The following is an 18596-nucleotide window of genomic DNA, read 5'->3' on the forward strand; positions in this document are numbered from 1 at the left end:
GCGCGCGGCAGCATTCCCTCCCCCTTGTGGGGAGGGTTAGGGTGGGGGTCCATCTTCGTAAGAATCCAAATGCGATAGCCCTGCCTCGAGGGGGGAGATCTGCAACTTCGCCGTCCGCGCTTACTTCCTCGCTGGTCAAAATCCTCGCGGCTTGGCACAGTCGGGCAAAGAGGAGCCTGTTGATGCCGAAGACCGCCAATGCGACGAAACCAAAACCCTGGGCTGAGATGGCGACGCATCTGGTCGATGTCGCTATGGGTCGCAAACCCGCCGATCTCGTCATCCGCAACGGGCGCTGGGTCAACGTCCATTCGGGCGAGATCATCGCCGGCACCGACATTGCCATTGCAGGCGGCCGCTTTGCCTATTGCGGGCCGAACGCCGGCCATGCCATCGGCCAGGGCACTAAGGTGGTCGATGCCGGCGGCCGCTATCTGGTGCCGGGGCTTTGCGACGCGCATATGCATGTCGAGAGCGGCATGGTGACGGTGACGGAATTCTGCCGCGCGGTGATCCCGCATGGCACAACTTCGATGTTCATCGATCCGCATGAGATCGCCAACGTGCTCGGCCTGCCGGGCGTGCGGCTGATGCATGACGAGGCCGTCGCCATGCCGGTCAATGTACTCGTGCAGATGCCGTCCTGCGTGCCTTCGGCACCGGGGCTGGAGCATGCCGGCGCCGAACTGACCGTCGCCGACGTTGCCGAAGCGATGAGCTGGGAAAACATCATCGGGCTCGGCGAGGTAATGAATTTTCCCGGCGTCGCCGCCAACGATCCGGTGATGTCGGGCGAGATCGCCGCGACGGTGAGGGCCGGCAAGACGGTCGGCGGGCATTATGCCTCGCGCGATCTCGGCCTGCCGTTCCACGGCTATGTCGCCGGCGGCCCCGAGGACGATCACGAAGGCACGCGCGCCGAGGACGCCATCGCCCGCGTCCGCCAGGGCATGAAGGCGATGCTGCGGCTGGGCTCGGCCTGGTACGACGTGGCCTCGCAGATCAAGGCGGTGACGGAGAGCGGGCTCGACCCGCGCAACTTCATCCTGTGCACCGACGACAGCCATTCCGGCACGCTGGTGCACGAAGGCCATATGGACCGGGTCGTGCGCCACGCCATCAGCCAGGGCTTGAAGCCGGTGACGGCGATCCAGATGGCGACGCTCAACACCGCCCAGCATTTCCGGCTGGAGCGCGAGATCGGCTCGATCGCGCCGGGACGGCTCGCCGATCTGCTGATCGTCTCCGACCTCGCCGAAATGACCATCGACGAGGTCTATGGCCGCGGCATCAGGCTGGCCAAGGGCGGCAAGCTCGAAATCGACATTCCAGCCTACGACTATCCGAAGACGGCGAAGAACACCGTCAAGCTCGGCAGGAAGCTCAAGCCCGGCGATTTCGATATCGCCGCACCCCTGGGCGCCAACGAGGTGCGGGTACGCGTCATCGGCGTCATCGAGAACCAGGCGCCGACGCGGGCGCTGGAGGCCGATCTTGCCGTCGAGGACGGGCTGGTCGCCATGGACCGCCGCAACGATGTCTGCCAGATCGCGCTGGTCGAACGCCACAAGGGCACCGGCGGCGTCACCAACGCCTTCGTCTCCGGCTTCGGCTACATCGGCGATTGCGCCATGGCGTCGAGCGTGGCCCACGATGCCCACCACATCATCGTCGTCGGCACCAACAAGCAGGACATGGCTCTGGCCGTGAACCGGCTAGGCGAGGTCGGCGGCGGCGTCGTGCTGTTTTCCAACGGCAAGGAGCTGGCGCTGGTCGAAATGCGGATCGCCGGGCTGATGTCGGACGAGCGCGCCGAAATCGTCGCCGCCAAGGCCGACAAACTCAGCGACGCCATGCGGCAGATGGGCTGCTCGCTCAACAACGCCTACATGCAGCACTCGCTGCTGGCGCTGGTCGTCATCCCCGAGCTCAGAATTTCCGACGTCGGCCTGATCGACGTGACAACTTTTCAGAAGGTTGATTTGTTCGTTTGAAGAATCACTGAACCCTGGAGGGACAGCGCCCGGACAGCGCCCCCTCTGTCCGGCAGGACAGAGGGGGGCGCGAAGGATCGCTGCAGAGCGTTTTTGTTGACAGCTGCCAATCACCGGCGCGTTTGGCAGCAGAGGTCGGCTCACCCGCCGGTGGCGATGGTCAGCACTTTGAACGGCGTGGTGATGACGATTTCGGCGACCGAGCCGACGGCCTTGCCGAGACCCTGGCCGAGATTGTCGAGCTGGGCCGGCGCGGTCTCTTCGGAGGCGAGGCCGGCCGGGGCGCGCAGGCGGTCGCCGAGCAGCTGCACCAGGAACGGATTGTCGGCGAATTTGGCGTGGTTCAGCCGGTCGCCGCCCTTGGTCTTGGTCAGGTCGACCACCGAGACGCCATAGCTGGCGAGGTCGGCCGCGTCGCCATAGTCGCCGACGCGCGGCTTGTCGCCGGAGATCAGGGTCGACAGCCTGAGCGCCCGGTCGTCGCCCGAAAGCAGCACGGCGAACGGCTTGTCGGGCTTGCCGTAGCGGATCATCTGCTTCTTGAACACGTCGACGTCGATATCGGGTGAGGCCAGGATGACGTAGCCGAGCTTGCCGCCGAGGTCGCGGTCGCCGGTGATGGCAAGCTGGCGCAACGCTTCCATGGTCACCCAGGTCCCCATCGAATGGGCAATGATGTCGATACTCTTGGCGCGGCTCCTGGCGAGCATGCGCAGCGTCGCTTCGAGATCGTCGCGCGCCGCATTGGCGCTTTCCTTGTCGTAGATGTAGCCGGTGGTCTTGCCGCTCGACGCCCACGAAAACAGCACCGGCGTGCCCGGATATTTCGTGTCGTGCGCGATCTGCGTCAGCCGGTAGATACCGTCGTCGAATCCGTTGTTGAAGCCGTGCACGAAAACCAGCGCGCGGTCGCCGCGCATGGCGATGTCGGCGCCGACCGCCTTGGCGAATTGCGGGGCGCCTTCGTAGAAGGTGACGCCGGTCGCCGTGAAATCCTTCGCCGGATTGCTGTTGGCCGAGCCCTTGACCCGCTCGATGGCGCCGAGCTGGTGGATTTTGGGCACCGTCACCTCGACGCTGGCAAAGCTGGTGGTCGGCGAACGGTCGCCGTCGAACACCTGCCGGGGCTCTTTCATTGCCTTTTGCCGGGTTGTGGCGACGAAGATCTTGTGCGTCGCCGCAATGTCCGAAGCAGGCACGATGATCGTCGTCTTGTTGAGCAGATCGTGCGTGTTCTGGCCGGCGCAGCCGGTAACCGCGAGCGCGAACGCAACGACGAGAAAGATCTTCGAAGGCACGATCACGCGGGCTCCCGCAAAGGCGACGTCGAGCCGGAGACGTCTTGGCCTATTCGATAGAGGCAGAGGCCGGCACGGTCCAGTTCAAACTGTTCCGATGGTGCGGCAATGGTCAACGGTCGCTGCCGCGCAATGCAGCTATTGTCCGACCGAGGCGATGCGGTCGGTCACCTCGCGGTCGCTGGCAAACCCGTCATCCTCGCGCAGCTTCTGGCCGATCAACTGCACCAATTCCGGATTATCGGCGAATTTGGTGTGGTTGAAGCGGTCGGTTCCCTTGACGCTGGAGAGATCGACGACCGACACGCCATAGCTGGCGAGGTCGGCGGCGTTCTTGTAGTCGCCGACGCGCGGCCGCGCACCGGCGATCAGGCCGGAGAGCCGCAGCGCCCGGTCGTCGTCGGAGAGCAGCAGGATGAACGGCTTGTCCGGCTTGCCGTAGCGGCGCATCTGGCTCTTGAACACGTCGACGTCGATGTCGGGCGAGGCCAGCACGACGTCGCCGAGCTTGCCGCCCAGATCGCGGTCGCCGGTGATGGCGAGCTGGCGCAGCGCCTCCATGGTAACCCAGGTCCCCAGCGAATGGGCGACGATGTCGATGCGTCGCGCGCCGGTCTGCGCCAGCATTCTCAGCGTCACTTCCAACTGGTCGCGGGCAACGCTGGCGCTTTCCTTGTCGTAGACGTAGTCGGTGGTCTTGGCGCCCGACGCCCAGGAAAACAGCACCGGCGTGCCCGGATAGCCGGAATCATGGGTGATCTGGGTGACGCGGTATACGGCGTCATCGAAGCCGGTGTTGTAGCCGTGGACGAAGACCATGACACGGCCGCCGCGCGCCGCGATGTCGGCGCTGAGGGCGCTGGAGAATTTCGGCTGGGTGTCGTAGCCGACGACCTCGGAAGCCATGAAGTATTTGGCCGGATCGTCCGACTTGCCGCGTGAGCGCCGCTCGATCTGGCCTGTCTTGTGGATGCCGGGGACGGTGACGTTGACGCGGGCATAGTTCAGCGTCGCCGAACGCTCGCCGTCGAAGACCTTGTTGGGATCGTCGGAGCGCTTGCGCGTCGTGGCGATGAAGATCGAGTGATTGCCGGCGATTTCCGTCACCGGTACCGCCATCATGGCGCTGCCGAGCAGTTCCTCGGTTTGGCGGCCGCCGCAGCCGGCGAGCAGCGCGGCAAGGACAATGATGCAAATCGTCTTCAAGGGCACTTAAGCAATTCCACTCCGGCCTGACCAAAGGCCCATCCACCTCCGCCGCACCTCCCGGACAGGCGAAGTGCGGCAGAAGTAAGTCGCAGGCGCCCGAAATGCGCTCAGCGCCCCGCGACTGCCATCGCACTGTTGCGCGAAAGCCAGAACGGCGGCAGGAACGCCGGAATGTTGGAAAACGGCAGCACCTCCGGCTTCAGTCTTATGCCAAGCACGTCGCGCATGAAGGCGCGGCGCGCCTCGATGCGGCGCCAGGCCTCGGGAAAGCGCGCCGCGATCTCTTCGCGCAGCGCCTCGTCGGCCAGCGCGATGCCGTCCTCGATGTTTGTGGTGAAATAATCGGTGCCGGTCGCCGGGATGATGTCGACCTGGAAGGCCATGCCCGACTTCAATCTGATGTCGGAGCCGGAAAATACCGGCGAATGCATCCATTCGTCGATATGGATGAGATGGCCGGGGTTGAGCGCTACGCCGAAGAACCGATCGCCGATGCGCTCGTGCACAGCTTGCCACAACGCGCCGCCGGGAACGCCGATGCCGACCGTCTCGTACCAGTCGACGACGGCGCAGAAATAGGGCGCGACCAGCTTCTCGACATAGTCCTGGATGCCCCTCGGAAGCTCGGCCGCGTCCTCGACCAGAAAACCGGCGCGGGCATTGAGCGAACCCTGGATGCCATAGGCCATGGTGATCGGGTCGCCGCGCTTGATGACGTCAAGACGCGGGCTCGGCAGGCCATAGGCCGCCCGCCCGCCGGCCGACAGCATCGGGTGGCAGCATTGCGGCAGGCCGTTGATGCCCATCAGCCGCGCCGCCTGCAATTCGGTCATGCCGGGTTCGATGCCTTGCAGGACATTGCGCAGGCCTTGCGAGGAATAGGTCGCGGCGAATTCGAACGCGGCCAGTTGGTCGGCCTCGTTGATGGCGCGCAGGCCGTCGGCAGGGTTCATCAACAGGTTCGCCGCGTTGACGATCACGCCCCTATCGCCGGCAAGGCTGCGCAACGTGTCGGCGATGAAGGACGGCAGGTCGAGCGTCGTTTCGCCAAAACCCGCATCGCCGGGGCCGAACGGCTTCCAGCCGATGGCGCCGATGCGCTGGCCGGCTTTCAGGCCGCAACCGACGAGGATGTCGGCCAGCGCTTGCGAGCGGTCGCGCGGCTGCGCCGGCAGCGAGAACGTCTGGTAGAGCACGCGCTCGTAAGGCCCGTCGCAGATCTCGGCATAGCCCCAGCCCTCATTGCCGACCAGCAGTTTCGGCGGCTTACCGGGAACGATGACCAGCAGCGTCTCCTCGAAGCGAGGATCGTAGCCGCAGAGGTAGGCGACATTGGCCGCATGTTCGCGGTCGCCATAGACGACGAAGGCATCGAACCCGCCACGCGCGACCAGTGCCGCTATACGGGCCTCATAGGTGGCGCGCGTAACCAGTGGCATCACCGTCGGCTCGCCGAACTCCGGCAGCGACACGGTTTTCCGGGCCACCGATGCGACAGGCATGAACACACGCTCCTAACGGCCAACGAGGTTTTGGGAACACCCTTTCGGGTGGCCGGACAATGGCTTCGCGAGGCCGGATATGCAATAGCGGGACCGAATTCGCCTAGCCTGTGGGGTGCTCCAGCCATGACCAGTTTCTCTTCTCGCGTCGCTGCCGCCGCTGCCGCGATCCGCGAGATCTTTCCGGAGACGCCGCTGCAGGAAAACGACTATCTGTCGAAGAAGACCGGCGCGCGGGTGCTGCTGAAGCGCGAGGACCTGACGCCGGTGCGCTCCTACAAGATCCGGGGCGCCTTCAACTTCTTCCGCAAGACGCTCGCCGCCGGCAACGCTGCCGAGCTGTTTGTCTGCGCCTCGGCCGGCAATCATGCGCAGGGCTTTGCCTTCGTCTGCCGCCATTTCGGCAAGAAGGGCGTCGTCTTCATGCCGGTGACGACGCCGCAGCAGAAGATCGACAAGACGCGGCTGTTCGGCGGCGCGTTCGTCGAGATCAGGCTGGTCGGCGATTTCTTCGACGACTGCTACCGCGCGGCACTTGAATTCACCGAAACTGCCGGCGCCCACATGGTGCCGCCGTTCGACCACAAGGACATCATCGAAGGGCAGGCGACCGTCGCCTATGAGATATCAGGCCAGATGCCCGGCGCGCGCATGGCTGATATCGTCATGCTGCCGGTCGGCGGCGGCGGCCTGGCCGCCGGCGTCACCCATTATTTCGCCGACCAGCACCGCGAAACGCGCTTCGTCTTTTGCGAGCCGGCCGGCGCCCCGAGTTTGAGCGAGAGCCTTGCCGCCGGAAAGCGGATCAAGCTCGCCAAGGTCGACAATTTCGTCGACGGCGCAGCAGTGGCCGAGATCGGCCGCGAGCCGTTGCGCCACCTGAAGGAGTTTGCCGCCGACACCGTGCGGCTGATCCCGGAAAACCGGCTCTGCGCAACCATGATCGAAATGCTCAATGTCGAAGGCGTCGTGCTCGAGCCGGCCGGCGCGCTGGCGATCGATGCGCTCAAGGATTTTTCCAGGAAGGAAATCAGGGGCAAGACCATCGTCGCCGTGGTGTCGGGCGGCAATTTCGATTTCGAGCGGCTGCCGGATGTGAAGGAACGGGCGCTGCGCTTCGAGGGCTTGAAGAAATACTTCATCATCCGCTTTCCGCAACGGCCCGGCGCGCTGCGCGATTTCCTCGAATTGCTGGGTCCCGACGACGACATCGCCCGCTTCGAATATCTGAAGAAATCGGCGCGCAATTTCGGTTCGGTGCTGATCGGCATCGAAACCAAGGACCGCCGCAATTTCGACCTGCTCAAGGCGAATTTCGACGCCGAGAGCGTCCATTACCAGGACATCACAGACAACGAGACGCTCGCCGGGTTCATCATATGAGCAGCAACGATCTTCCGAACGCTCCGGCGAAGGATTTTATCGCGCTGTTTTCCGGCATCAATGTCGGCGGCAACCGCATCGTTAAGATGGCGGAACTCAGGTCATTTTTGGAGCAGCTCGGCTTCTCCGATGTCGCCACCTATGTGCAGAGCGGCAACGCCGTGTTCCGGTCGCCAGATGGCGATGCGGCGACGCTGACCAAGCGGTTGGAAGCGGAATTCGAGAAGAAATGGGGGTTCCATTCACGCATCATGGTGCGCGATCTCGGCTGGCTCGAGCGGCTGGCGGCGGACAATCCCTATCCGGAAGTGGCCGGCGAGCCGACCAAGCTGCATGCCTATGCGCTGGAGCGCCGGCCGACCGCCGAGGAGGTCGCCCGGCTGGCGGAAAAATGCACCGGGCCAGAACGCTTCGAGATCAAGGGCGACGTGCTCTACCTGCATGCGTCTGACGGGCTCGGCAAATCCGTGTTTGCCAATCAAATTCCGCGCGTTCTGAAGGTGCCGGGCACGGCGCGCAATTGGCGCACCGTGCTGATGCTGCTGGACATGGCGAAGGCCGGCGGTTGACAGGTCGTCTACGCGGTCGGAGCGCGTTTCCAGTCGAATGCCAGCTCTTCACGGAAGGCGAAGCGCTTGATGTGCTCGGCGACGACCGTTTCCAGGCGCTCGAGCGAGCCGGCTTCATCGGTCGTCACTGCAATGTGCAGCGCAGCCGGGTCGGCATCGAGAACCGTGCGGCCGAGCGTCAGATCGATGGTGCCGTGGTTCGGGTCGAATTCGACGGGAAACTTGTGCGCCCAATGTTTGCACAGCTGCTGCAGATAGCGGCTGGCATGTTCGGTGGCGACGTCGACATGGCTGGCCGGCATGAATGAATTCTCCTTGGGAATGCGGACGCGAAAACCGAACCAGGGCCCGCCTGCGTCCGTTCAAGATGGCGTGATCGGTTACCAGCTGCCGGTGTTCGGCATCGACGCCCACGGCTCGGCCTTCGGCTTGGCCGGACCTTTCTGCAACAGCTCGATCGAGATGCCGTCCGGCGATTTGACGAACGCCATGTTGCCGTCGCGCGGCGGCCGGTTGATGGTAACGCCATTGTCCATCAGCCGCTGACAGGTGGCGTAGATGTCGTCGACCTCATAGGCGAGATGGCCGAAATTGCGGCCGCCCTTGTAGTCTTCCGGGTCCCAATTGTAGGTCAGCTCGACCAGCGGCGCTTTCTCGCTGATGCCGCTTTGCTCGTCTTCGGGGGCGGCGAGGAAGATCAGCGTGTAGCGGCCTTGCTCGTTTTCATGGCGGCGCACTTCCTTGAGGCCAAGCTTGTTGCAGTAGAAATCGAGCGAAGCATCGATGTCGGCGACACGGACCATGGTGTGCAGATAGCGCATGATTTCCTCCTTATGTTGCGTTGCGGCGCAACATAGGGGCGGCCCGGCCAAAGGGCAATTGGCCACGCTTGCCGGCGCCGGCAAACGGCAAATCCGCTATTCCTGTACGGAACCGTGAAAAAAGGCACGTCAGGTCTTGCACACACCGGAAGCCGCGGTGTTAATCTGATACCAAGAATCAGTTGCGGTGTTTGTTGAAAAAAGGGGGCGTTCTTATGGGGGAAAAGGCCTCTTTCATGGGGCGGGACGGGGCCGGTAACGATGCGTTGAAGCGGGATGAGAGCGCCGATACGGCCGATCTCATCGAAATCGCCGGCGCCATCAAATGGTTCGACGTGGCCAAGGGCTACGGTTTCATCCTTCCCGATGATGGTACTTCGGGCGACATCCTCCTCCATGTGACATGCCTTCGAAAGGACGGTTTTCAGACCGCCCTGGAAGGCGCCCGTGTCGTCTGCCTGGTCAAACAGGGCGAGCGCGGGCTGCAGGCCTTCCGCGTGCTCTCGATGGATGTCACCACGGCGGTGCATCCGGCGGAGCTGCAGGAGCAGCGCACCCATGTCGCGGTGACGCCGGAAAGCGGCCTCGAACGGGCACTGGTCAAATGGTTCAACCGCACCAAGGGGTTCGGCTTTCTGACCCGGGGCGAGGGCACCGAGGACATTTTCGTCCACATGGAGACGCTGCGCCGCTACGGCATCACCGAACTCCGGCCGGGCCAGGTGGTGCTGGTCCGCTTCGGACGCGGCGACAAAGGCCTTATGGCTGCCGAAATTCACCCCGATATGGGTACCTTGCCGGTCTCGCATTAGTTCCGGCCGAGGATTTCATATGGCTCACAGGAACCGGGTGACGGCGGGCGCGCTCTGCGCCGGGATTTTCCTCATCGTCGCCGCAAGTGCGTTCTTCTATTTTCAGCAACCGAGTTCCGCCGACGGCAAGGCGATGATCCTTCCCGTCGACCCGGCGCCGCTGGTCGCGGTGACGAAGGCCGGCGAGCGTTCTTTTTCGGTCGAAATCGCCGACACGCCCGCCGAGCGCGAGGCCGGCCTGATGTTCCGCCGCCACATGGCCGACAATCACGGCATGCTGTTCGTGTTCGGCGCGCCGCAGGATGTGAGTTTCTGGATGAAGAACACGCCGATGCCGCTCGACCTGATCTTCGTCGGACAGGACGGCCGGATCCGGGCGATCGAGCAAGGCGAGCCGCAGTCGGAGGCGATCATCTCGCCGGACGAGCCGGTGCGCTTCGTGCTCGAGCTCAAGGCAGGCACCGCCGCCAAAAAGGGCATTAAGGACGGCGACCTGCTGCGCCATCCCGCCATCGGCACGGCGCCGGGGCCGGCCATGCCGCCGCCCGACAAGGGCGATGCGCCGAGTGTCGATTCCGACTGAGCGGGCAGGATCTTCGGCCGATGCAGTTCTTCTCCCATGACGGTTTCGACCTTGCTTTCCTTGACCGCCAGCCGGCATCGGGGCAGGGCGATCCGGTGCTGATGATCCACGGCTTTGCCTCGAGCCATTACGTCAACTGGGTGTCGCCCGGCTGGTTCAAGACGCTGAACGACGCCGGCTACCGTGCCATCGCCTTCGACAATCGCGGCCATGGGTCGTCGTCGAAGAGCTATGACGAAGCCGACTACACGCCGGCAAAAATGGCGTCGGACGCGGCAGCGCTTTTGAACCATCTCGGCATCGAACGCGCTCATGTCATGGGTTATTCGATGGGCGCGCGCATATCGGCCTTCCTGGCGCTGTCCGATCCGGACAAGGTGGCGACGCTGGTCTTCGGCGGTCTCGGCATCGGCATGATCGACGGCGTCGGCGACTGGGATCCGATAGCCGACGCCCTTCTGGCCGACGATCCGGCAGGCACCAGCGATCCGCGCGGCCGCTCGTTCCGCGCCTTCGCCGATCAGACCCGCAGCGATCGCCGCGCGCTCGCCGCCTGCATCGCCACCTCGCGCGAATTGCTGAGCGAGGCCGACATTGCCCGCATTGCCCAGCCGACCTTGATTGCGGTGGGAACCAAGGACGACATCGGCGGCTCGCCGGATGAACTCGCCGCCCTGATGCCCAACGCCAGGGCTTTTCACATCGAAGGCCGCGACCATATGTTGGCGGTCGGCGACAAGACCTTCAAGCAGCGCGTGCTGGAGTTTTATGCCGAGCATCGGTTTTGATGGATGGCTCCCCAAAAGCGGCCATTGGGCCTGAAGCTGGGGTTCTTAGCGGTTTTGCAACGATACGGGAGTAACTAAGCGTGACGCGTGGATCGGTTCAAACCCGCAACGCGCTGAACGAGGGGCAGGGGGTACGATGGCACAATGGGGAAGAAGCGACGCCGCTTTGCTGGGCGTCGTTGCGAAAAGCAGGTTCGGCGAATGGTCCGTTGTTCTAGCGCTGGCTGCATTGGTGGCAGGCGCGATGGCGATCACCGCGTTGATGGCAATGCCCAGCGACGCGTCCGTGCTTATCCAGCACAGTGTGACAGGCTTCTTCATGGTGGTATTTTTCCTGGTCGGGCCATTGGCGCATCTTACCGGCGCGGTCTTCGGGCTGATGGCGCTGGGTCGTCCAAACGACAATCGTTTGCTCGGCCTGGCTGGCATCGTGGTCAACGGCGCGTCGCTTGCCGCCGGGGTGTTTATGCTGTGGGCCATGGCATCGACCATAGGCGCGTTTACGTGATTTCGGGCAAATCTTCCGGACGCAAGTGGCCGACGCTTCGGGCTACGATCGGCGCGGGCTGTGCCCCAGCGCCCTGAGCGAGCGCGCCATGTTATGCCGGGCCTGGGTTTCGAAGCGCCGGCGGAATTCCTCGCTGTGGAAGATATGCGGACGCGCGAGGAAGCCCTCTAGCACTGCGGCACGGCCGGCCCGCCACATCGGCTCATCGACCCACTTATATTCGCGGCGGACCGCCTGTTCATAAGCGTCGAACGCCTCGGGCGCAGCACCCAGGATCGCCAGGTCCATGTCGAGGAACAGCGCCGCGTCGCGAACCGAATGCTGGTCGCCAAGGGGCGGCAATTCGTGGCCGGCGGTGGCAGTGATCATCGCCGCGATGTGGCCGAGGCGTTGTGCATCGGCGCGACCGGCGAGCTTTTCCTCGGCAAGTGCGGCACTCCTCGCCTCATTGTCCTTGGCGCGGCTGTCGTAGATCGCGTCGTGAAACCAGATCGCTGCCTCGACTGCTTCAGGATCATGCAACAACGCCTTGTAATCATTGGCCAGCGCCAGCATCGCCTCGATGTGGCCAAGGTCGTGGTAGTGGCGATCTTCGGCCTCATAGAGCGCGGAAAGCTCGCGCTTCAGGGTCTCGTCCATCAAGGTTGCGTTTTCCATGGCTGCTTGAAATTCCGCCAACCAAATCCATTTCACCAAGCACTAAGGAAAATTGAGTTCACCCGTGCTATGATCTGGCTTATAGGTGCGGCCGGAGAATAGGCAAGCCGCCAACCGAGACATTGGATGGCCGAGACATTGGATGGCCGGAGACATCAGATGAACAGCGTTACGATTTCCCGTCCCACCAGGGTGCAGCCGGTAGATCCGATCTGGCGTTCGATCCGCGACGAAGCGATGGAAGCGGTCAACCGCGATCCGCTGCTGGCGGCGTTCCTCTATTCGACCATCCTCAATCAGGAAAACCTGGAAGAAGCGGTCATTCACCGGCTGGCCGAGCGCCTCGCCCACCAGGACATCGGCTCCGACCTCATCCGCCAGACGTTCAAGGCGATGGCGGCCGACGACAAGGACTGGTCGACGACGGTGCGCGTCGATATCCAGGCCTATTACGACCGTGATCCGGCATGCGACCGCTTCATCATGCCGGTGCTCTACTTCAAGGGTTTTCACGCCATCCAGACGCACCGGCTGGCGCATTGGCTGTGGAACCAGGGCCGTCAGGACTTCGCGCTGTATTTGCAGAGCCGGTCGTCCTCGGTGTTCCAGACCGACATCAATCCGGCTGCCCGCATCGGCAAGGGCATCTTCCTCGACCACGCCACCGGCCTCGTCGTCGGCCAGACGGCGGTGATCGAGGACGACGTGTCGATCCTGCACGGCGTGACGCTGGGCGGCACCGGCAAGGCCGGCGGCGACCGCCATCCCAAGATCCGCTACGGCGTGCTGATCGGCGCCGGCGCCAAGATCCTCGGCAACATCGAGATCGGCCATTGCTCGAAGATCGCGGCCGGCTCGGTGGTGCTGTCGCCGGTACCGCACAACAAGACGGTTGCCGGCGTGCCGGCCCGCGTCGTCGGCGAGACCGGCTGCGACCAGCCTTCGCGGCAGATGGACCAGCTGTTGCCATCGCAGACGATGGACCACGTCGTCAGCTTCGACATCTGAGTGCTCGGGCAGGGGCTGAATTCCTGCCCCCCATGCCGGCTTGCCTTTACATGGCCATTGTCGACGTGCCAGAAGCGCGCTCAAACGAAGAAGCCGACGATCGGAGAAGACTGTTGAAGCCGGACGAAATCAGAAAGCTGGACGCCTATTTCAAGCGCACCTTCCAGAACCCTAAACTCGAAGTGAAGGCGCGGCCGCGCAAGGAAGATTCGGCCGAGGTCTATGTCGGCGACGAGTTCCTCGGCATCGTCTTCAAGGACGAGGACGATGGGGACTATAATTTCTCGATGGCGATCCTCGACATCGATCTGGCCTGAGCTGGGAGTTTAGCTGGCCGCTACGCCTCAAGTGCTGCGGCGGTACGGAACCTTGCAGGACGCCGGTGGGACAGCGCCCCCCTCTGGCCTTCCGGCCATCTCCCCCACGAAGGGGGAGATTGGCAGCCTCGGCGCTGCGCTCTTCCTGCAACATTGGAGATTGGCGAAAGCCAAGATGACGGCCGATCTCCCCCCTCGTGGGGGAGATGTCCGGTAGGACAGAGAGGGGCGCGAAGGATCGCTACGGAACGGCTCGTTTCGTTGCTTATCGCCCGGTCTTCTGCACACGCGCTGCTTCGGCAGAAATCGCCGCGTCGAGCCCCTGCCAGTCGCCCAGGAATTCCCGGGGGAAGCGGTAGGTGAGGCTGAGATTGTCGCCGACCAGGATGTCGCGTTCGCAGGGCGCCAGCGATTCGTCCGCGCTCGGGCCGCTCAGGCAGCGTGCGACGAACGGATCCTTGCCGGGGCGATCGGCGACCGCCAGCACTTCGTTGAGATAGCCTGATTTTTCGCTGAAGGCGTAAAACGTGGTGCCGCCAGGGCCGGGTGTACCCGGCTTGGCGATCAGCGCGCTGTAGATCGGCGCGAAGCGGCCGCTCATGTCGCGCGACATCATCTGCGGCTCGAACGACAGGAAGACGATGTCCTTGCTGGGTCCGGTGTGGTTGAAGTCGTTGCGGGCAGCCTCGCTGTAGCCGTCCATCTCGGGATAGCGCAGATAGAGGTCGAGTCGCGAGGCGATGCCGTCGCGCCGGGCCTGGGCAAAGCGGATGACATTGGCCGGCACGGCGATGACGTTGTTGCCGATGACGACCCTGTGGACCGTGGTGTCGTCGGTGTACCCGGCCATGGCGATCGAGCGGCCGAACCATTTGCCGCCGAGGCTGATCGCCACCGAAACCAGCGCCAGCGTCGCGAATGCATAAAACACCCGCCTCATCAGCGTCGAATCGACGACGCTGAGTTGCGGGCCCTCAGTGGCGGCTGCCTGCTTCATCGCGACCCTCGTTTGCCGTCCAACGGGTGTGCCTGAACGGCACATCTCGACGCGGCACGGCTCTTGCTTCGCAGCTTTGCGGGCGACTGTGCAATTTCATGGTAAACGGAGGGTAAAGATGGGCCCGGTCGAACAAATCATATTCAGTTTTATGGCTGGGCTGACGGCTTGCGGCTTGGCCGGATCGGCGATGGAGCTGATCGCCGGCCGCAGGCTTGCCTTCGTCCAGCCCTATGTATCGTCGAAGCACATGCTGCGCTCGCTCGCCGCGACGGCTTGCGCCGGGCCGCTGATGTTCGCCAACGAGGCGCTGGACGCCTGGCGCGAGCGTCGCATCTCGGTGCTGGGGCTGATCTCCTGCGGCTGTACGGCGACCATCTGGGCGCTGGCGCTGGGGATGGTGGTGATCGCCATTGCGTCCTGGGCGGCTTCGCTTCTAGGGTCTGGCAGCTTGTCGGTGTGAGACGATCTGGAGACAGCAATGCCGATCTACGCGATTGACGGAAAAGCGCCCGCCTTCGAGGACGCCGACAGCAACTGGATCGCGCCCGATGCCACCCTGATCGGCAATATCAGGATCGGCCGCAATGCCGGCTTCTGGTTCGGCGTCGTCGTCCGCGGCGACGACGAGCCGATCGTCGTCGGCGCCGACACAAACGTGCAGGAGCACACAATCATGCACACCGACGCCGGCTTTCCGCTGACCGTCGGCCAAGGCTGCACGATCGGCCACCGTGCCTTGCTGCACGGATGCACGATCGGCGACAACAGCCTGATCGGCATGGGCGCCATCGTGCTGAATGGGGCGAAGATCGGCAACAACTCGCTGGTCGGTGCCGGCGCGCTGGTCACCGAAGGCAAGCAATTTCCCGACAATTCGCTGATCGTCGGCTCGCCCGCGCGCGTCGTCAGGATGCTCGACGAGGCCGCAGTCGCCAGGCTGCGCGCCTCGGCCGCGCATTATGTGGCAAACGGCAGGCGGTTTAGGGCGGGGCTGAGGAAGGTCTAGCCGACCCGGAAATGGCGGAGCCGGGCCTCAAGATATCGAAGCATAACCCCTTCCAAGTCAAACCGGCTGGGCGGTCGGCCGGAACAAGATCTCGTTGATATCGACGTCGTCGGGCTCGTTGATCGCGAAGGCGACCGTTCGGGCAAACGTATCTGGCCCCACGGCGATCTTGCTCACGAAGTCCCTGGTCCCCTGCTGGATATCCTTCTCGCTGATATGCTCGAGCAACTCTGTGCTGACAGCGCCCGGCGAGATCACCGTGGTGCGGATATTGTAGGGTTTCACCTCTTTCCGCAGACCCTCGGATAGCGCACGCACCGCGAACTTGGTGGCGCAATAGACCGCCGCACCCAGGTCGACCACATGGCCGTATACGGACGAGACATTGATAATGTGCCCCGATCGCTGCTCCTTCATGTACGGAAGCGCGGCCGCGATGCCGTAAAGGACGCCCTTGATGTTGACGTCGATCATCCGGTCCCATTCGTCGACCTTGAGCCGTTCGAGCGGGGCCAACGGCATGAGGCCCGCATTGTTGAGCATCACGTCGATGCGGCCGAATTCCCGGACCGCCGTGTTCACCAGATTCTGGACCTGGCCGGCGTCGGTGACGTCGGTAGTAACGGCCTTGGCTTTGTGCCCAGCGGCGGTCAGTTCCTGGACAAGGGCGTCGATGCGGTGTGACCGCCGTGCACCCAGGACCACGGAAGCGCCTCGTGCGGCAAGATGGCGTGCCGTCGCTTCACCGAGGCCACTGCTGGCACCGGTGATGACGACGACCTTGTTCTCGATTCCTTTGGACATGAGATTCTCCTAGACAAGAATTGAAAGAGTTCAGGTGCGGGGGCCGGCCGAGGCGGCGAGCAAGGCCGAGCCCGTGAGCAGGACGGCGGCGAGAAGGAAGGCGCTCCACCAGCCGGCCACGTCGAACAGCAGGCCTCCTGCAATAGCGCCGCCTGCGATCGCGAACTGGATCAGGGCGACCTGGAGTCCGCCCCCGGTCTCCAGGTCTTCAGGGATGAGCGTGCTCATCCAGGTGTTCCACGCCACCGGGATCGGGGTAGCGAACAGTCCCCAAAGAACCAGCAGGCCGGCCGTGGCGCGTGCAAACGGTCCAAAGGCAATCAGCAGTAGAGCGAAGACCGCGAGTGCACTCGGCAGCCCGATCAGCACGGCTGTGAGGTGCTGCCGGAGTATGAAGCCGACAATCGACAGTCCCGCCACGCCACCGAGGCCGACGCCCAATAGAGCCAGTGAGAGGGTGTTGACCTCAAGGCCCGTCACGTTTTCCAGAAACGGCCGCAGATAGATCGAGAGCGCGTTCTGCCCGATGAAAGCGAGCCCGGTCGCGCCCATGCCGATGGCGAATCTGCGATTCCGCAGCAGGCCGAACATGCTCGACACCGAGGCGATCTCTATCGGCGGCATCTTCGGGAGAACGGCCAACTGCCACACGAGCGCCGCAAGGCCGATGGGGACAGTGACGAAAAAGGTTCCCCGCCATCCGATCAGCGATCCGAGGAAGCTGCCGACGGGCGCGGCGATCACCAATGCGAAGGCAGTGCCACCCTGGAGCAAGGCAATGGCCTTGGGCAGGTCGGGTCCCGCGGCCAGGCGGGCCAGAATGGCCGTCGACAGTGACCAGAAACCGCCAATCGCGATGCCCACCAGCGCCCGCCCGGCCAGGAAGACCAGGAAGTTGGGAGCAAGCGCCACCGCCAGGCTCGATGCGGCCAGCACTGCCGTATAGACCACAACCACCGTCCGTCGATCGACGTTTCGCAACAGCGAGTTGCCGAAGAGGCTGGTAACCACGGCGAAGAATCCGGATACCGCGATTGCCTGGCCTGCCTGACCCTCGGAGACGGCCAGATCCTGAGCGATCGGGGTGAGCAGGCTCACCGGGAGGAACTCCAGTCCGACCAGAAGGAAGGTCAGCAGCGACAGGCAGACCACCGCAGACCATGGGGTCGTCCCGCTGTCAGCAGCAGTGGCCTCGTCCAGCACGAAATCGATGGTCATAAGGCAGTCTCCTGTCCGTTCCCGAACTAAGTAGTCGGGCTGGCCAAATGCGACTAGCGGGTATAATTTTGATGTGGTTGTGAATGAGGCTCATCAATGCCACGCGACGAGTTCGCCGAAATGCGCGCGTTCCTGGAGATCACCCGGACGCGGAGCTTCACCCGAGCAGCCGCCAAGCTCGGGGTCACTCCTTCGGCCCTTAGCCACACCATCAAGTCGCTGGAGTCGCGGCTTGGCGTCCGTCTTCTGTCTCGCACCACGCGCGACGTGGCCCCGACGGCGGCCGGTCAACGCCTCAAGGAAGGCATCGAACCGCATTTCGAAGGCATCGCGGCTGAGGTCAGCGCTCTCGGCGTCCTTCGCGACAGGCCGTCCGGCAACATTCGCCTGGTGTGCACCGACGATTCGGTCGACATTGTCTTCCGCACCCGGCTGCCAAAGTTCCTGAGCGACTTCCCCGATATCAATGTCGAGTTGGTGGTCGACAACGCCTTCACCAACATCGTCGAGCGCCAGTTCGATGCCGGCGTGCGTCTGGGCGAGTCCATTGCCCGGGATATGGTAGCCGTGCGCATCGGAGCCGACGTGACCTACACTGTGGTCGGCTCACCCCATTACTTCGCCCACCGGACACCGCCGGAGACGCCGCAGGAGCTGACCGACCATAACTGCATCAACTACCGGCTGCCGACGTCAGGATCGGTCTATGCCTGGGAATTGCGGGAAGGAGCGCGCGAGTTCAGTGCTCGGGTCGAGGGGCAACTGACGCTTAACAACATGGGGCCGGCGATCCAGGCCGCGCTTGACGGAGTGGGCTTGGCCTATCTGCCGCGCGAACTCGTCCTTCCACACATTGAGAGTGGCCTTCTCCAGGAAGTCCTCACCAAATGGTGCCCAACGTTCCAGGGTTACCACCTGTACTATCCAAGCCGGCGCCATCCCTCTCCGGCGTTTTCCGCCTTTGTCGACGCGTTCCGTATCAGGGGCAAGTAACAGCGTTTCGACGGCAAACGGCAGCTCGTATCCCACAAACGATCGTGAGACAGCTTGGATGACGAAGCGCAGTTGGAGGCAAAGCCGAGATAACTGTAACCGGCGCTTCTCATCGACTAAACTTGG

21 protein-coding genes are annotated in these 18596 nt (G+C 63.6%); 12 read left to right on the forward strand and 9 right to left on the reverse strand.

Going from position 1 to position 18596, the window contains the following annotated elements:
* Positions 1-182 precede the first annotated feature (182 nt).
* Complete coding sequence (gene ade, locus NKH33_RS28690; protein ID WP_352922690.1) at positions 183-1994, forward strand: adenine deaminase; 1812 nt, start codon at positions 183-185, stop codon at positions 1992-1994.
* Between the two features lie 140 nt (positions 1995-2134).
* On the opposite strand, the gene NKH33_RS28695 is transcribed toward ade, so the two are convergent.
* From NKH33_RS28695 to NKH33_RS28705, 3 genes are all read right to left on the reverse strand, one after another.
* Positions 2135-3298, reverse strand: a complete 1164-nt coding sequence (locus NKH33_RS28695; RefSeq protein ID WP_352922692.1) for an alpha/beta hydrolase — start codon at positions 3296-3298, stop codon at positions 2135-2137.
* Positions 3299-3430: 132 nt separating this feature from the next.
* Positions 3431-4504 carry an alpha/beta hydrolase gene (locus tag NKH33_RS28700; protein WP_352451120.1) on the reverse strand — a complete coding sequence of 358 codons (1074 nt, stop codon included), beginning with the start codon at positions 4502-4504 and terminating at the stop codon, positions 3431-3433.
* 104 nt (positions 4505-4608) lie between these two features.
* On the reverse strand, positions 4609-6003 hold the full coding sequence (locus tag NKH33_RS28705) for a M24 family metallopeptidase (protein ID WP_352922694.1): 1395 nt from the start codon (positions 6001-6003) through the stop codon (positions 4609-4611).
* A gap of 126 nt (positions 6004-6129) precedes the next feature.
* Here NKH33_RS28705 and ilvA point away from each other — a divergent pair, with 126 nt between their 5' ends.
* Both ilvA and NKH33_RS28715 read left to right on the forward strand, forming a co-directional pair.
* Complete coding sequence (gene ilvA / locus NKH33_RS28710; protein WP_352472737.1) at positions 6130-7386, forward strand: threonine ammonia-lyase IlvA; 1257 nt, start codon at positions 6130-6132, stop codon at positions 7384-7386.
* The gene (locus NKH33_RS28715; protein WP_352922697.1) at positions 7383-7955 is read left to right on the forward strand and encodes a DUF1697 domain-containing protein; all 573 of its coding nucleotides are present in this window, start codon (positions 7383-7385) and stop codon (positions 7953-7955) included. The genes ilvA and NKH33_RS28715 overlap by 4 nt, the downstream gene beginning before the upstream one ends.
* An 8-nt stretch (positions 7956-7963) precedes the next feature.
* On the opposite strand, the gene NKH33_RS28720 is transcribed toward NKH33_RS28715, so the two are convergent.
* Both NKH33_RS28720 and gloA read right to left on the reverse strand, forming a co-directional pair.
* Positions 7964-8257, reverse strand: coding sequence for a DUF2218 domain-containing protein (locus tag NKH33_RS28720; RefSeq protein ID WP_352472739.1), 294 nt, complete (start codon positions 8255-8257; stop codon positions 7964-7966).
* Positions 8258-8335: 78 nt separating this feature from the next.
* A complete protein-coding gene (gloA, locus tag NKH33_RS28725) occupies positions 8336-8776 on the reverse strand; it encodes a lactoylglutathione lyase (RefSeq protein WP_023674793.1) in 441 nt (146 codons plus the stop codon).
* 236 nt (positions 8777-9012) lie between these two features.
* Between gloA and NKH33_RS28730 the strand changes: the two genes are divergently transcribed.
* From NKH33_RS28730 to NKH33_RS28745, 4 genes are all read left to right on the forward strand, one after another.
* On the forward strand, positions 9013-9588 hold the full coding sequence (locus NKH33_RS28730; protein ID WP_352541457.1) for a cold-shock protein: 576 nt from the start codon (positions 9013-9015) through the stop codon (positions 9586-9588).
* A gap of 19 nt (positions 9589-9607) precedes the next feature.
* Entirely contained in the window at positions 9608-10171 is a 564-nt protein-coding gene (locus NKH33_RS28735) for a DUF192 domain-containing protein (protein ID WP_352620826.1), read from the forward strand.
* A 20-nt stretch (positions 10172-10191) separates the two neighbouring features.
* Positions 10192-10959, forward strand: coding sequence for an alpha/beta fold hydrolase (locus NKH33_RS28740; RefSeq protein WP_352922699.1), 768 nt, complete (start codon positions 10192-10194; stop codon positions 10957-10959).
* A 136-nt stretch (positions 10960-11095) separates the two neighbouring features.
* The gene (locus tag NKH33_RS28745) at positions 11096-11467 is read left to right on the forward strand and encodes a hypothetical protein (RefSeq protein ID WP_352922701.1); all 372 of its coding nucleotides are present in this window, start codon (positions 11096-11098) and stop codon (positions 11465-11467) included.
* 42 nt (positions 11468-11509) lie between these two features.
* Here NKH33_RS28745 and NKH33_RS28750 read toward each other — a convergent pair whose 3' ends face one another.
* Positions 11510-12124, reverse strand: coding sequence for an HD domain-containing protein (locus NKH33_RS28750; protein WP_352472742.1), 615 nt, complete (start codon positions 12122-12124; stop codon positions 11510-11512).
* A gap of 159 nt (positions 12125-12283) precedes the next feature.
* On the opposite strand from NKH33_RS28750, the gene cysE reads away from it, so the two are divergent.
* Both cysE and NKH33_RS28760 read left to right on the forward strand, forming a co-directional pair.
* Positions 12284-13132: a serine O-acetyltransferase gene (gene cysE, locus NKH33_RS28755; RefSeq protein ID WP_023717455.1), complete on the forward strand. Its 849-nt coding sequence runs from the start codon at positions 12284-12286 to the stop codon at positions 13130-13132.
* A gap of 113 nt (positions 13133-13245) precedes the next feature.
* Complete coding sequence (locus tag NKH33_RS28760; RefSeq protein WP_023674799.1) at positions 13246-13449, forward strand: DUF3126 family protein; 204 nt, start codon at positions 13246-13248, stop codon at positions 13447-13449.
* 265 nt (positions 13450-13714) lie between these two features.
* On the opposite strand, the gene NKH33_RS28765 is transcribed toward NKH33_RS28760, so the two are convergent.
* A complete protein-coding gene (locus tag NKH33_RS28765) occupies positions 13715-14446 on the reverse strand; it encodes a hypothetical protein (RefSeq protein ID WP_352922703.1) in 732 nt (243 codons plus the stop codon).
* 118 nt (positions 14447-14564) lie between these two features.
* Here NKH33_RS28765 and NKH33_RS28770 point away from each other — a divergent pair, with 118 nt between their 5' ends.
* Both NKH33_RS28770 and NKH33_RS28775 read left to right on the forward strand, forming a co-directional pair.
* On the forward strand, positions 14565-14909 hold the full coding sequence (locus tag NKH33_RS28770; RefSeq protein WP_254817711.1) for a DUF6949 family protein: 345 nt from the start codon (positions 14565-14567) through the stop codon (positions 14907-14909).
* An 18-nt stretch (positions 14910-14927) separates the two neighbouring features.
* Positions 14928-15455 carry a gamma carbonic anhydrase family protein gene (locus NKH33_RS28775; RefSeq protein ID WP_352772653.1) on the forward strand — a complete coding sequence of 176 codons (528 nt, stop codon included), beginning with the start codon at positions 14928-14930 and terminating at the stop codon, positions 15453-15455.
* Between the two features lie 57 nt (positions 15456-15512).
* On the opposite strand, the gene NKH33_RS28780 is transcribed toward NKH33_RS28775, so the two are convergent.
* Both NKH33_RS28780 and NKH33_RS28785 read right to left on the reverse strand, forming a co-directional pair.
* On the reverse strand, positions 15513-16259 hold the full coding sequence (locus tag NKH33_RS28780) for an SDR family oxidoreductase (protein ID WP_352851465.1): 747 nt from the start codon (positions 16257-16259) through the stop codon (positions 15513-15515).
* A gap of 30 nt (positions 16260-16289) precedes the next feature.
* Complete coding sequence (locus NKH33_RS28785) at positions 16290-17477, reverse strand: MFS transporter (protein ID WP_352922708.1); 1188 nt, start codon at positions 17475-17477, stop codon at positions 16290-16292.
* Positions 17478-17573: 96 nt separating this feature from the next.
* Here NKH33_RS28785 and NKH33_RS28790 point away from each other — a divergent pair, with 96 nt between their 5' ends.
* A complete protein-coding gene (locus NKH33_RS28790; RefSeq protein ID WP_352614203.1) occupies positions 17574-18470 on the forward strand; it encodes a LysR family transcriptional regulator in 897 nt (298 codons plus the stop codon).
* Positions 18471-18596 lie beyond the last annotated feature (126 nt).

Source organism: Mesorhizobium sp. M1182, from assembly GCF_040318335.1.
Classification (GTDB): Bacteria; Pseudomonadota; Alphaproteobacteria; order Rhizobiales; family Rhizobiaceae; genus Mesorhizobium.

Excerpts from the sequence above, each read along its gene's own strand:
- NKH33_RS28785 (WP_352922708.1), bottom strand. The coding sequence starts at position 17,477 with ATGACCATCGATTTCGTGCTGGACGAGGCCACTGCTGCTGACAGCGGG.
- NKH33_RS28720 (WP_352472739.1), bottom strand. The coding sequence starts at position 8,257 with ATGCCGGCCAGCCATGTCGACGTCGCCACCGAACATGCCAGCCGCTAT.
- NKH33_RS28780 (WP_352851465.1), bottom strand. The coding sequence starts at position 16,259 with ATGTCCAAAGGAATCGAGAACAAGGTCGTCGTCATCACCGGTGCCAGC.
- NKH33_RS28765 (WP_352922703.1), bottom strand. The coding sequence starts at position 14,446 with ATGAAGCAGGCAGCCGCCACTGAGGGCCCGCAACTCAGCGTCGTCGAT.
- gloA (WP_023674793.1), bottom strand. The coding sequence starts at position 8,776 with ATGCGCTATCTGCACACCATGGTCCGTGTCGCCGACATCGATGCTTCG.
- ade (WP_352922690.1), top strand. The coding sequence starts at position 183 with ATGCCGAAGACCGCCAATGCGACGAAACCAAAACCCTGGGCTGAGATG.
- NKH33_RS28730 (WP_352541457.1), top strand. The coding sequence starts at position 9,013 with ATGGGGCGGGACGGGGCCGGTAACGATGCGTTGAAGCGGGATGAGAGC.
- ilvA (WP_352472737.1), top strand. The coding sequence starts at position 6,130 with ATGACCAGTTTCTCTTCTCGCGTCGCTGCCGCCGCTGCCGCGATCCGC.
- NKH33_RS28790 (WP_352614203.1), top strand. The coding sequence starts at position 17,574 with ATGCCACGCGACGAGTTCGCCGAAATGCGCGCGTTCCTGGAGATCACC.
- NKH33_RS28715 (WP_352922697.1), top strand. The coding sequence starts at position 7,383 with ATGAGCAGCAACGATCTTCCGAACGCTCCGGCGAAGGATTTTATCGCG.
- NKH33_RS28740 (WP_352922699.1), top strand. The coding sequence starts at position 10,192 with ATGCAGTTCTTCTCCCATGACGGTTTCGACCTTGCTTTCCTTGACCGC.
- NKH33_RS28705 (WP_352922694.1), bottom strand. The coding sequence starts at position 6,003 with ATGCCTGTCGCATCGGTGGCCCGGAAAACCGTGTCGCTGCCGGAGTTC.
- cysE (WP_023717455.1), top strand. The coding sequence starts at position 12,284 with ATGAACAGCGTTACGATTTCCCGTCCCACCAGGGTGCAGCCGGTAGAT.
- NKH33_RS28775 (WP_352772653.1), top strand. The coding sequence starts at position 14,928 with ATGCCGATCTACGCGATTGACGGAAAAGCGCCCGCCTTCGAGGACGCC.
- NKH33_RS28750 (WP_352472742.1), bottom strand. The coding sequence starts at position 12,124 with ATGGAAAACGCAACCTTGATGGACGAGACCCTGAAGCGCGAGCTTTCC.
- NKH33_RS28770 (WP_254817711.1), top strand. The coding sequence starts at position 14,565 with ATGGGCCCGGTCGAACAAATCATATTCAGTTTTATGGCTGGGCTGACG.
- NKH33_RS28745 (WP_352922701.1), top strand. The coding sequence starts at position 11,096 with ATGGCACAATGGGGAAGAAGCGACGCCGCTTTGCTGGGCGTCGTTGCG.
- NKH33_RS28735 (WP_352620826.1), top strand. The coding sequence starts at position 9,608 with ATGGCTCACAGGAACCGGGTGACGGCGGGCGCGCTCTGCGCCGGGATT.